The organism is Protofrankia sp. Cr2 (assembly GCF_963555885.1).
Taxonomy (GTDB): Bacteria; Actinomycetota; Actinomycetes; order Frankiales; family Frankiaceae; genus Protofrankia.
The window spans coordinates 1-12,449 of the sequence record NZ_CAUVXG010000070.1 but is presented as its reverse complement, the minus strand read 5'-3'; the positions used below and the strand labels follow the sequence as shown (position 1 = coordinate 12,449).

Here is a 12,449-nt window from a genome sequence, read left to right as displayed (position 1 = left end):
CCGGCGCGCGTTCGTGACGGAGCTCCCCGGGTGGCACGGACCGGTCCGGGGAGCTCCGGTCTCAGGTCCCCCGGCGGGGGTTCACGTGGGAGAAGTAGGCGGGCACGACCCGGTAGTCGCCGATCTGGTGATGACGGGCGTGTGCGTCGGCGTCCGCGGCCGTCGGGAAGATCAGTAATGCCCGGTCCGGCTGGCCGTCCGCGTTCAGGGCCACCACCACGTACGGGGTGGCACGGGCCGGCTGGGATTCGCCCGGCGGGGTGGCGTCCATCCCGGCGGACGCGACCAGCCGGCGGACGTAGGTCTTCGGCGACGGTGGTATCACGACGTCCCCCGTTCGTGTGCTGCCTGCGTGGCCGGCCGGTTATCGTGCCGACACGAGTACGACACACCGTGCGGGTGGGGTGACGGCAGGACGTAAAAGATCGCCGCTCCGCAGGGGGGGTTACGGGGGTAACAAACAGTTACCCCCGTACCGGATATCGGGAGGCACACCGCGATGGGTGAGAGCATGGCGGTCCGGCGGTTAGCCGACCGGATCCGGGAACTGCGGCTGGCGACTGGTCTCTCCCAGAAACGACTAGGCGACAAGATCGGTTTTGACCGGGCGTACACCTGCCAGGCCGAGTCCGGCCGGAACGTGCCGTCGGAAAATCTTGTCGCTGCCATCGACACGGCATTGGCCGCAGGCGGGGAACTCCTTAAGCTCCGAGATGAGGCCCGCCGCGAGCAACAGGCACGCCGCTACGGCCTGCGGAAGGCGGCGGACACGGACCGGCGGGAAGTCTTCGAGTTGGCCGCGGCCGGGATCCTCGCGGCGGACACCTACCGGCAGTGGGCGGCAACAGGTCCGGACCCGCTGACCGTCGCCGAAGTCGAGGACCAGGTCGATCAGTATGCGGCGCTGTTCACCACGACCGCGCATGACGTGCTCGCCCCGAAGGTGTTCGACACCTGGCGGCAGGCAGAGGGCCGACTTCGGGAGGCCACCCGCCTGCGCGCCCACCGGCGACTCACCGTCGCCGCGGGCTCCTGCGCCTACATGCTGTCCCGGTTGGGATTCAACATGGGGGACACGACCACGTCGCGACGGTTCCTGACCCTGGCCGGGGACCATGCCGAGGATGCCGAGGAACCGGTGTTGGCCGCGTCCGTCGCCGAGATGGAATCCACGCTGGCGTTCTACGGCGGCCGGTATGAAGAGGCCGTCGCGGTCGCGGTCGCGGCCGCGCAACGATTCCCGCACCCGTACACCGCGGCCCGGCTTGCCGCCTACGAAGCGCGCGCCCACGCCGCACTTGGGGACGACCGGTCAACCCGGGAGGCGCTGACCCGGATGCACCGCGACGCGGCCGGCCTGCGTCCACGGCCGGGCATGTCACCGTTCGGCCCGGACCTGGCCGAGGTGTTCGCCGGCGGCGTACTCGCGCGGGTCGGCGCCGGCGAGGAAGCCGAACCGATCGCACGCGCCGGACTCGCCCAGGCACACGGACTGGGCTTCGAGGATCAGGGCCATGCGCTGCTCAGCCTGGCCGCGGCCCTGGCCAACCGGGACCGGCCGATCCCGGATGAGGCGGCGGCGGTCGCGGGCCGGGCGGTCGCGCTGCTCGCGGACCGGCCGACGTCCAGCGTCGCAGTGAAGGCCCGGGAGGTTGCCGCCGGACTGACACCCTGGCAGAACCTACCGGCGGTGCGGGACTACCGCGACCAGGTCCGCGCGCTGCCCGGACGGCTGGCTGCGCCCATCGGAGGGGCGGCGTGATGCTGACGTACGGCGAACCGGCATCGATCGTCATACCGACCGTGGTCACCGACCGGTTGATCCTGCGTTGCTGGCAACCGGGCGACATCGACCCGTACGCGGCGATGAACACCGATGACGAGACGATGCGCTACCTCAACGGCACGTTCGACCGGGCGGCTACGGCCCGTCTGGTCGACCATCTGATCGGCATGTGGGTGCTCCGTGGCCATGGCATGTGGGCGATTGAGGACAAGGCCACCGGCGAGTTCCTCGGCCGTGCCGGCACCTACTACGCGGACGGCTGGCCCGGGGTCGAGGTCGCCGTGTCGATCCGCCGGGATCGCTGGCGGGAAGGACTCGGCACCGAAGCGATCCGGGCCGCGCTCGCCTTCGGGTTCACCACCCTGGCCGTGGACGAGCTGGTCACCGTCACCGACCAGGGCAACACCGGGATGAACGGCATTGCCCGCAAGCTCGGCATGGTCTTCCGGGACGTCGCCACGGTCGGCCCGTGGCAGGACAACAACGTGTATGCGGTCAGCCGGGCCGACTGGGAGGCCCGCGGCGGCGGGTGAGGCCCGGTGGCGGCGTCGGTCTGGCCGTGCCCTCCGAATACGTCGTCCGTCGTGGCGACGTACGACGTACGACGTTGCGGAAGCTCGACGATCAACTGAGCTGAGGTGCGTTGCTACACCTGGGCGATTTCCGGGCCGCGGAAGCGCCGCAGACGCACCGTGGGGGGTTCGGGGGGCTCGGCCCCCCGGCGACATCGCGGCTGGTAGCAAGCTCGATCGAAGATCAACGAGCATGCGAAACCAGCTCGTGGGCGCGGCAGGGATCGAACCTGCGACCACTCGCTTGTAAGGCGAGCGCTCTCCCGCTGAGCTACGCGCCCCGGGCTCTCGTAAGAGTACGCAACATCGCGCCGTTGTGGGGAACCGGCGTGGGGAACCGGCGTGGGGAACCGGCGTCGCGCGGGCACGTGTTCCCCGCGACGTCCGACGGTGACGTCCACCCGGTCAGGTCGACGAGCCGGTGTCGGCGTTCAGGTCACGGCGCGGCCCAGTACCCGTGCAAGGGCGGCCTCAACCTCGTCGCTGAGATTGGGGGATGCGGCTACGGGCTGCCCAGGTCCGCTCCCCCGCGACACCCGCGGATCGGGAACCGAAAGATCCTCGGCGGCCGAGGCCGGCGAGACCTCCCGGCCGCAGTCCCGGCACGAGACGGCACCCAGGGCCTTGGCCAGGTGCGTGGAGCCGCAGCCAGCGCACCGGTCAAGAATGTCCGACCATCCTGTCACCAGCTGGCACGGCGGACAGAACAGAACCTGTTCACCTTCGACTACCGCCCGTCGCCACGGACTGGATCCGCGCGCGGGATCGGTCTGGCGGATGTGACAACGAAAACACGGCATCGTGCGAGTACTAACTCCCTCGAGGCCTCCGGATGCGCGAAAAACCACAATCGCACACCCTTCGGCCAACTAAGAGCGTCCGACACTAGAGAATTGGATCAAGAAGCGAAGCTGGGGTGCGTGCCCCAGCTCCGTGACGCCGCGTCCCTCTTGCCGGGCGTTCGAGCTCCCTCAAGGCTTCCGGGTGCGCGGAAAACCACAATCGCACACCCTTTGGCCAACCAGCTCCCTCGATGCGGATTACAGGGCCGCGAGCGCCTTGAGATATTCACCATGGTCGCGTGCTTCACCTGGTCCGTTGACAACCGTCCAGCGCACAATGCCGTCCTTGTCGATGACGAAGGTCGCGCGCACGGCGAACCCCTTGCTCTCCTCCAGCACGCCATAACTGCGCGCCACCTCACCGTGCGGCCAGAAGTCGGCGAGAAGCGGAAAGTCATAGCCCTCGCGATCAGCCCACACCTTGTGGGCGTAAGGCGAGTCAACGGAGACCGCCAGTACCTGCACGTCGTCGTTCTGGAACGCGGCAAGGTCGTCACGGACCGCGCACAGCTCGCCCTGGCAGATGCCAGTGAAGGTGAGCGGATAGAACAGGAGCACGACGTTGCGACGCCCACGGAACTCCGAGAGCGTGACCTCCTCGTTGTTCTGATCACGCAGAGTGAAGTCTGGGGCAGCGGTGCCCATCTCTACGGCCACTGGTCAGTCCTTTCGACGGCAGGCGATGTCACGTTGCAGGCGATGTCACGTTGGGAAAGGGCGGTCGGCCACCCGCCCCCAGCATGCCACTTGATCAGCGTTGGCATCCCGTACGGCCAGCCGGACGTCCGCGCCGGCACCGCAATCGTGCGGAACCGATGTGTCCGCAGTCTCGTTTCCCGATGTCGCGACCAGTAACATTTGCCCCGTTGCATCGCTCCGGGGAAAAATCCGCTACCTCGGTCCCGGTCGGCATGCCGGCTATCGGACCGGATGCGGACATGGACGCGGCCCAGACCCCGCCGGATGGAACCAGGCGCGATGACCAACCTTGACCCACCGGGGCACTACTTGTGATCATCTGTGGCCGACCGGCCGGCGGCACTCGGAACAGGGGAACGCAGTGACCGAGCAGACATTCGGTCCGTACGGCCAGTCCGATCGGGGCCACCAGCGAGACGGGCCTCAGCGCGTGGACGGGTACGGCCAGCCCCGGTACCCGGATCCAGCGGACAAGGGATCCGGGTTCGACCGTCAGCCAGCCCGTCTGCCACAGGCCCACGCGCCTGAGTCGGGCCAACGTCAGCCCGGCCAGGGTCAGCCCAGCCGCGCATACCCAGCCTCGGCAACAGCCGTCACCAGCGGCTACCCGCAGCCGACAGACGCCGGCATCCAGGGCAAGCGCCGCAACCCCTTCGCCGCCGGATTCGGCCTGCCTCTGATCACTCTTGGGATATACAGCATCATCTGGATCTATAAGACCAACAAGGAACTCAGTGAGTACGATCGACGAATCGTGGTCGATCCGACCCTCTCAGTACTCGCGGTGACGCTTGGCGTACTCCTGATCGTTCCACCGCTCGTCGCCGTGTGGCGGTTGTGCGCGCGCACACGCCAGGCACAGCAGTCGGCCGGCCTGGCTCCGCTGCGAACCGGGGTCGCGTTCATGATCTTTCTTCTCGGTTTCGGACCGCTGAATCTCCAACTTGAGATCAACCGCATCTGGGACCGGTACCCGAGCGCGGTCGAAGGGCAGCAGGTGCCCCTGCCCGGCTGACCCGCCCCACCGCGCTGCGCGCTGCCCCGGTCAAAACCCCCTCCGGCCCTGGTCGCCACCGGACCCAGCTGGCGACCAGGGACCCAGGAAGCCCTACCGGTGCCGGACCCGCTGGGACTTCGGTGCGGCCAGGCGCATTCCAGCCCATTCCGCGGCGACGCTCACGGTGCTTGTCTGCACCAGGCCGACAGTCGGCACCGCCTCCAGGACGTCGCTGGGTTCAACATGCCCCGGTCTGCCGGCCTTCGGTGTCAGAAGCCAGATCACCCCAGCCTCGGACAGCTGGCGGCGCGCGTCGATGAGAGCCTCCACAAGGTCGCCGTCGTCGTCCCGCCACCACAGCAGTACGACGTCGACAACATCGTCAGAATCCTCCGGGACGAGTTCCGTTCCGCTGGCAGAGGTGACAGCACCTAGAAGATCATGGGCGATGTCATCGTCTTCGTTGAGCGACTGAACCAGTACCCCTGGCGTGATACCCAGACGTTCCGCACGCCGCTGACCCTCGGCGTTCGCCGCGGTCGGACTCACCCTCAACAACCTCCTGCTCGTGTCAGCCGCACACGGACACGCTGTCCGCATGCAACGGCCGGGCTGCACGGTGGCCTTGCGATCCACCTACTGCCCGCACGCCGTGGACCTAGTCCACCGGAGCACCCCCGGGCAGCGCAAGTGCCACGCCGGTAGTTGTGGACAAAGGTGTCGCTCTCACCGTCTCATCCGCACAGAAACGAGAGCCGAACTGTGCGCTCGGGATTGTCCACGTTGAGATCAACCAGTGCGATCGACTGCCATGTACCGAGTAGCAGGCCACCATCGAGGACCGGAACGGTCAACGACGGTGCGATCAGTGCAGGCAGGACGTGTGACCGTCCGTGACCTTTTGAGCCGTGGGCATGCCGCCATCCGCGATCGGTGGGCAGTAGGTCCGCGAGCGCGGCGAGAAGATCCGCGTCGCTGCCCGAACCGAGCTCAAGCACGGCAAGTCCGGCGGTCGCATGGGGGACGAACACGGACAGCAACCCGTCTCCGCGACCAGCGACGAACCGCCGCGCAGCAGCGGTGAGATCACAAACACATTCCCCGTCGCCGGTGTGCACCGACACCGTCGTCGTCTCCATCGACCGCCCTTCGTGGTCACCTGCAACCGTTCGCCCGCACCGTCGACTGTCCCAACCGCTGTCCCAACCGCTGTCTCCAACCGTTCCACAAGCCGAGCACACCGGCGACACGACCCCGACAGATCGGCGGCGGCGATGCGGGCGGGGCCGGTCCGGCGGGCTGACGCCGCTTCGGCCGACCCTCATCCCGACCGCCGACCCTCATCCCGACCGACAGGCGACGAGGGGGGGAGCGTGACGAGACCGCCCACACAGAGCACGATGGAAGGGGACCTACTCGCGACCAAACATGCGGACAACAACCAAGCGACGGCAGGGAGAACGCGTGGCGAAGGACAGCGGCAGGAGGTTCTCGGTCATCACCGACGGGCTTCCCAGCCAGTTGCCGGACATCGACCCGTCCGAAACCAGCGAATGGCTGGAGTCCCTGGATGCGGTGATCGACGAGCAGGGCCGTGGCCGGGCACGATTCCTCATGCTCAAACTGCTGGAGCGGGCCCGAGAGAAGGCCGTCGGTGTGCCCGGGCTCACCAGCACTGACTACATCAACACCATTCCACCGGAGCAGGAACCGTGGTTCCCGGGCGACGAACACATCGAACGGCGCATACGCGCATATATTCGATGGAACGCGGCGATCATGGTGAGCCGGGCAAATCGACCGGAATACGGCGTTGGCGGCCATATCGCCACGTATGCCTCCAGCGCCGCGCTCTACGAGGTCGGATTCAACCACTTCTTCCGCGGCAAGGACAAGCTGACCGCGGGGCCCGGCGGCGACTCTGGCGACCAGATCTTCGTCCAGGGCCATGCCTCCCCGGGAATCTACGCCAGAGCCTTTCTCGAGGGCCGCCTGACCGCCGGAGCGCTTGATGCGTTCCGCCGGGAGGGTGCGGCGGGTGGACTTCCGTCATACCCGCACCCACGCCTGATGCCCGACTTCTGGGAGTTCCCGACCGTCTCGATGGGCCTCGGGCCGATCCATGCCATCTATCAGGCCCGATTCAACCGGTACCTGCTGAACCGGCGGATCAAGGATACGTCGCGCAGCCGGGTATGGGCCTTCCTGGGTGACGGCGAGATGGACGAGCCCGAGTCGATCGGTGCCCTCGGGATCGCTGCCCGGGAGGAACTCGACAATCTGATCTTCGTCGTGAACTGCAACCTGCAGCGCCTCGACGGCCCGGTGCGCGGCAACGGCAAAATCATGCAGGAATTGGAGTCACTGTTCCGCGGCGCCGGCTGGAACGTCATCAAGGTGGTCTGGGGCCGCGACTGGGACCCGCTACTCGCCCAGGATACCGACGGAGTCCTGGTGCACCGGATGAACACGACGCCGGACGGCCAGTTCCAGACCTACACGACGTCGTCCGGAGCCTATATCCGGGAACACTTCTTCGGCGCGGACGCACGCCTGCGCCGCATGGTCAAGGACCTCTCCGACGACGACCTGCGCAAGCTTTCCCGTGGCGGTCACGACTACCACAAGCTCTATGCCGCCTACAAGGCCGCAACCGAGCATACCGGCCAGCCCACGGTCATCCTCGCCCACACCATCAAGGGCTGGACGCTGGGCAAGGACTTCGAGGCCCGCAATGCCACGCACCAGATGAAGAAACTCAGCAAGGGAGAACTGAAGGAGTTTCGCGACCGTCTCTATCTGGAGATTCCCGACGCCGAGCTGGAGGCGGACCTGCCGCCGTATTTCCATCCCGGCCCGGATTCGGACGAAATCCAGTACATGCAGGAACGGCGGGCCACTCTGGACGGCTCGCTGCCCAGGCGGGTCGTACGGACGCGCCCCCTTCCCCAGCCGCCGAAGTCGATCTTCGATGACCTGCGGCGCGGCTCGGGTAAACAACCGGTGGCGACGACCATGGCCTTCGTCCGCCTTCTCAAGGATCTGATAAAGACAAAGGAAATAGGCGCCCGATTCGTTCCGGTAATTCCGGACGAAGCCCGAACCTTCGGCATGGACGCCATGTTCCCGACCGCGAAGATATACTCACCGCACGGGCAGCGTTACGAGGCCGTCGACCGCGACCTGCTGCTCTCCTACCAGGAGTCCGAATCCGGCCAGATGCTGCACGAGGGCATCAACGAAGCCGGCTCGATGGGCTCGGTCATCGCCGCGGGCACCGCGTATGCCACGCACGGGGTCCATATGATTCCGGTGTACGTCTTCTACTCGATGTTCGGATTCCAGCGGACCGGCGACCAGATGTGGGCGTTCGGAGACCAGCTCGGCCGCGGTTTCCTGCTTGGTGCCACCGCCGGGCGAACCACTCTCAACGGCGAGGGGCTCCAGCACCAGGACGGCCATTCGCTGCTGCTCGCGTCGACGAACCCGGCCTGCGTGGCCTACGACCCGGCATTCGCCTTCGAGGTATCACACATCGTCCGCGACGGCCTCGACCGGATGTACGGCGAGCGCGACGAGAACGTCTTCTATTACATGACCGTCTACAACGAGCCTTTCCCGCAGCCAGCCGAGCCGGCCGGAATCGACCCGGCACAGATTCTCGCCGGGATGTACCTGTTCCGACCGTTCACCCAAACAGGGTTGGCCGCCCGATCGCCGGTGGACCTCGGGTCGGGAACCGTGCCCAACCGCGCGCAGCTGCTGGCGAGCGGCACCGGGATGCGGTGGGCGTTGGACGCGCAGGAGCTGCTCGCGAACGACTTCGGCGTGGAAACGGACGTGTGGTCGGTGACCTCCTGGAACGAACTGCGCCGGGAGGCTCTCGCCTGCGAGGAGCACAACCTGCTGAATCCGGATTCGGTGGAGCGCCGTCCGTATGTGACCCGAATCCTGGAAGGGGCACCTGGGCCGGTGATCACGGTCAGTGACTGGATGCGGGCGGTCCCCGACCAGATCTCGCGGTGGATTCCCCAGGACTACAGCTCGCTGGGCACGGACGGATACGGCCGTTCCGACACCCGGGCGGCACTGCGTCGCCACTTCCACGTGGACGCCCAGTCGATCACGGTGGCGACCCTGGAGGCGCTGGCCCGCCACGGCGCGGTCAAGACGGCCGTCGTCGAGGATGCGATCCGTCGTTACGGGCTGCGCGAGTAGGACCCCACAGGGCCGGCCGCATGCCCGCCTGAGGTGACTGCCGGCATCCCGGTACCGGGATGCCGGCAGCAGGCCCTGTCGCGACCCCCGTGCTGGTGGCCTACCGGCCGAGGGATCCGTGCATCTCCCAGACCAGAATCTCCGCCGGCCCGGCCGGGGCACTGACCGTGAGCCCGTCGCAGCCTCGGATTCGAGCTGCGTCACCACCTGCAAGATCGCCGGCGGTCTCCAAGGTGACCGTGCCGCGGGTGACGAACAGATGCACCCAGGGCGCGGACGGCAGCTGCACGCAGCCGGACCCGGGCAGCCGCGCACCGTGCAGGACAGCATTGTTCTGCCGAATGCCAACTGCCGCCTGCGAGCCGACTCCGCCCGCGATCGCCACCAGGCTGCCAGTCGCGAGGGCGTCGGTCACGTCGATCTGAGCATAACCAGGGGTGATACCCGACGTGTCCGGAATCACCCACATCTGGATAAAATGAACCGTACCGGGATCTCCTGGAAAGGATTGGTGCACCCCGGAGCACGGTGCCGCGTTCATCTCTGCATGCATGATCCCGGTACCCGCGCTCATCCGCTGAACAACCCCGGGACGGATCACGCCACTGATCCCAGTGGAATCGGTGTGCACAAGCTCACCCGCAAGGACCCAGGTCACGATCTCCATGTCCCGGTGCGGGTGGGTGTCAAAGCCGCCACCAGGAGCGACACGGTCGTCGTTGCTGACCAGCAGCAGGCCGAAATGGGTATTGGCGGGATCATAGTGGCGACCGAACGCGAACGAGTGGCGCGAGTCCAGCCACGGGTTTCGGGTCACGGCCCGGCTGTCGGAGCGCCTCACGGCAATCGCCGTTCCTCGCGACGTCGAGATATCAGTCACAGTCCCACCCTTCGCCTTTCCTGTTACCCACGCGCCCCTGTCCGCTACCATCGGTGCGGCTACGATCAGCGGGCGAGTTGTCGTAGAGTGCGTACGACGCACATCCGGCCAGACCCACAGCCGGCCAGACCATGGTCCAACGTAATCGCCCTCACCTCGCGGCCGGGACGGTCCCGACCAGCAGGTTCCAAAGGCCTCCCACGACGCGAGAAGTATGCCCATGAGGTCACTTCACGCTCGGATGTGCCCCATTGATCGCACCGTCTGCGGCCTCACAGCCCCGGGCGGCCGCCACCCAGACGAAAGAGCTATGATCTCGTCATCTTTGCCCCTACCAACACCCTCGGGGCCATTGGCCAGATGGCCCCGACGCACCGCGAGTGCCTCGCGAGGAGGCGATGTGACGGCTGCCGACAGCACGGCGGAACAGAGGTCATCGGTCGTCAGCTACATGACTATCGCTCGGTGTTACCGCATGAATGCGAGGCCGTGAGGTGGCGCGCATCGTACTGGGGAAACAGCCATGATTCTGCGGTCACGGCGGATCGACCGGCTGGAGGATCACCCCAACCTGCGTGGTATTCTGACGATCCTCACACAGCTGGTACACGCCAGCGACGCGGAACTCGGCCAACTCGCGTCGGCTTGGCGCAACACGCCACAGCTCGCAGTCGCGCGGGACAAGGCGCTGTCGCCGGATGCCCCGCTGGTTGTCGAGGTTCTCGCCGCCTTCGACGCGCTCTCGGCCATCTACGCCGACGACCTCGCGGGCATCGACGACTATGTGACGGTTGATCCCGGCATCACCGCGACCGCCCTCAAGGCGGTGCGGGACGCGGTCGCCGCCGCCTACGCCAAACCGATTCTCGCCCGGTCGGAGTACTCGGCGTTGATGCGACCGTGGCGTGCGGTCTATCCCCGCGGCCGAGGACACGAGCCGGACCTCGGCCCCTTCGGCTCCGAGGTCAAACGGGTCCTCGCGGCGCTACCGGTACTGGCACGCCGCTGCCACGACGCCGACAGCCTGCGGGTCTACGACGGTCTGCTCGTCACCGCACTGACCCGGGATGAGATCGAGCATCGGGACGCTATGGAAACGGCGTTCAACAGCGCGGTACGCACCGGCCGCCGTCGCGTCTGGACCCTGGTTCGGCGTAGCGCAGCCGAGGGGTTCTGGCGTCTGTGCCCGTCCTGCCGCAAAATGATCAATCTTGAGGATGTCGACGCGGACCAGCGTGTCATGGAGCTGTGCGCGGATCTCGCCTGCGCGCTGCTTGTCCAGGACATCCTCGACCCCGATACAGCGGCCAACCTGACAGCCCCGCTGCACACGCTTGTCCCGCTCCAGAACCGCCACGGGGGCGAGGGGCGACAGACCGGTCGAGATCTTCCCCCCGAAAGATCATCAGATGAGCGGCGTTCGTAGCAAGCCTCAGCTGGACTTAGAGCGCCCGGCAATAGGGGACGCGGCGTCGCGATTGCCGGGCGCTCTAAGTGGTCGGCGCCGGCACCCATGTCGACGCCGGGCGTGCCTGCACCGGAGTGCACGGCCGCCTAGGCATGATCCTGGTGGTTACGAGGGCGGCGGATACCCCGATGGCGACACCCGCCAACACGTCGCTCGGGTAATGGACACCGACGTAGACCCGCGAGAACGCCACGGCTGTCGCGAGGATCCCGACCGGGATAGCCGCGACGGGTGCATCCATCGCGACCGCGGTCGCGAAGGCGGCCGCGGATGCGGCGTGCCCGGAGGGAAACGAGAACGTTGTGAGGTCCCGACGGAGTCGGCGACGCAGCGGTATGCCGGCACGATCAGGACGGTCTCGGCGGAATACCACTTTGGCCGGCCCGTTCGCGGTCGCGCTGGCAAGCCCCAGGGCCATCACGCCCCGCACCGCCCCTCGCCTGCGCCGTCCCCTGCTGACGCCGAGAGCCAGCGCTGTCCCCCACCACAGCAGACCGTGGTCGCCGGCCCGGGACAGGCCCGGCAGAATCGGGTCGAGGAGCGGACGCGCACCGGCAAGACGAGCGAAGACGGCCCGGTCCACAGCGGAAACGACCGAAACCAGCAGCCGTGCCCCATCGACGATCAGTGCTCTTCGGATGGCGAGACTCCGCGAATGGCAGATCGCGTCACGCGGTCACATCAGGTCGGCGCGCCAGGTCGGGCACGTCAGGTGGTGCGGCCACGCGGCGTCGGCAGGGCCGTCTGGTGGCGCGTCACGACCGCCGCGGCCGCGGTGCTCACCAGGCTCGGAAGCCCCCGCCTCGGTTCGATGGTTCCCCCCGTCGGCAGGATCTCCCCGGTGTCGTCAAACAAGATCACACCATTGCACAGCAGGCTCCATCCCTGGTCGCAGTGTCGGATCGTGACCCGTGCCGCATCCCGGTCGGAACCGGCGGCGGGCGGGCAGGGCGGGGAGTGAGGACAGCCCGCCGGGCCGGGTAGGTG

General features: G+C 67.3%; 13 protein-coding genes and 1 tRNA gene. 5 read left to right on the top strand and 9 right to left on the bottom strand.

Translation table 11 applies throughout. The features are described 5' to 3' along the window. Positions 1-61: 61 nt before the first annotated feature. Positions 62-325, bottom strand: a complete 264-nt coding sequence (locus tag U9978_RS21440; protein WP_322762944.1) for a hypothetical protein — start codon at positions 323-325, stop codon at positions 62-64. 174 nt (positions 326-499) lie between these two features. On the opposite strand from U9978_RS21440, the gene U9978_RS21435 reads away from it, so the two are divergent. After that, a complete protein-coding gene (locus tag U9978_RS21435; RefSeq protein ID WP_322762943.1) occupies positions 500-1,762 on the top strand; it encodes a helix-turn-helix transcriptional regulator in 1,263 nt (420 codons plus the stop codon). Further along, entirely contained in the window at positions 1,759-2,319 is a 561-nt protein-coding gene (locus U9978_RS21430; protein WP_322762942.1) for a GNAT family N-acetyltransferase, read from the top strand. The genes U9978_RS21435 and U9978_RS21430 overlap by 4 nt, the downstream gene beginning before the upstream one ends. Positions 2,320-2,567: 248 nt before the next feature. Here U9978_RS21430 and U9978_RS21425 read toward each other — a convergent pair. The 3 genes from U9978_RS21425 to U9978_RS21415 form a co-directional block, all read right to left on the bottom strand. Further along, positions 2,568-2,639, bottom strand: a tRNA-Val gene (locus tag U9978_RS21425). Between the two features lie 150 nt (positions 2,640-2,789). Then, on the bottom strand, positions 2,790-3,044 hold the full coding sequence (locus U9978_RS21420; RefSeq protein WP_322762941.1) for a hypothetical protein: 255 nt from the start codon (positions 3,042-3,044) through the stop codon (positions 2,790-2,792). A 354-nt stretch (positions 3,045-3,398) separates the two neighbouring features. Beyond that, positions 3,399-3,857, bottom strand: coding sequence for a peroxiredoxin (locus U9978_RS21415; RefSeq protein ID WP_322762940.1), 459 nt, complete (start codon positions 3,855-3,857; stop codon positions 3,399-3,401). Between the two features lie 403 nt (positions 3,858-4,260). Here U9978_RS21415 and U9978_RS21410 point away from each other — a divergent pair, with 403 nt between their 5' ends. After that, a complete protein-coding gene (locus tag U9978_RS21410; RefSeq protein ID WP_322762939.1) occupies positions 4,261-4,914 on the top strand; it encodes a DUF4234 domain-containing protein in 654 nt (217 codons plus the stop codon). A 93-nt stretch (positions 4,915-5,007) separates the two neighbouring features. Here U9978_RS21410 and U9978_RS21405 read toward each other — a convergent pair whose 3' ends face one another. Further along, a complete protein-coding gene (locus tag U9978_RS21405; protein ID WP_322762938.1) occupies positions 5,008-5,445 on the bottom strand; it encodes a DUF3052 domain-containing protein in 438 nt (145 codons plus the stop codon). Between the two features lie 185 nt (positions 5,446-5,630). Then, positions 5,631-6,035, bottom strand: coding sequence for a YjbQ family protein (locus U9978_RS21400; protein WP_322762937.1), 405 nt, complete (start codon positions 6,033-6,035; stop codon positions 5,631-5,633). Positions 6,036-6,360: 325 nt separating this feature from the next. Between U9978_RS21400 and aceE the strand changes: the two genes are divergently transcribed. Next, the gene (gene aceE / locus U9978_RS21395) at positions 6,361-9,114 is read left to right on the top strand and encodes a pyruvate dehydrogenase (acetyl-transferring), homodimeric type (RefSeq protein ID WP_322762936.1); all 2,754 of its coding nucleotides are present in this window, start codon (positions 6,361-6,363) and stop codon (positions 9,112-9,114) included. 100 nt (positions 9,115-9,214) lie between these two features. Here aceE and U9978_RS21390 read toward each other — a convergent pair whose 3' ends face one another. Beyond that, positions 9,215-9,994, bottom strand: a complete 780-nt coding sequence (locus U9978_RS21390) for a pirin family protein (protein ID WP_416211080.1) — start codon at positions 9,992-9,994, stop codon at positions 9,215-9,217. 523 nt (positions 9,995-10,517) lie between these two features. On the opposite strand from U9978_RS21390, the gene U9978_RS21385 reads away from it, so the two are divergent. Next, positions 10,518-11,420, top strand: coding sequence for a hypothetical protein (locus U9978_RS21385; protein ID WP_322762934.1), 903 nt, complete (start codon positions 10,518-10,520; stop codon positions 11,418-11,420). Positions 11,421-11,484: 64 nt separating this feature from the next. Here the strand turns inward: U9978_RS21385 and U9978_RS21380 are convergent, their stop codons facing one another. Further along, positions 11,485-12,045, bottom strand: coding sequence for a phosphatase PAP2 family protein (locus tag U9978_RS21380; protein WP_322762933.1), 561 nt, complete (start codon positions 12,043-12,045; stop codon positions 11,485-11,487). Positions 12,046-12,170: 125 nt separating this feature from the next. Beyond that, positions 12,171-12,449 (bottom strand): DUF5999 family protein (locus U9978_RS21375; RefSeq protein WP_322762932.1); only part of this gene is annotated, 279 nt, incomplete at its 5' end.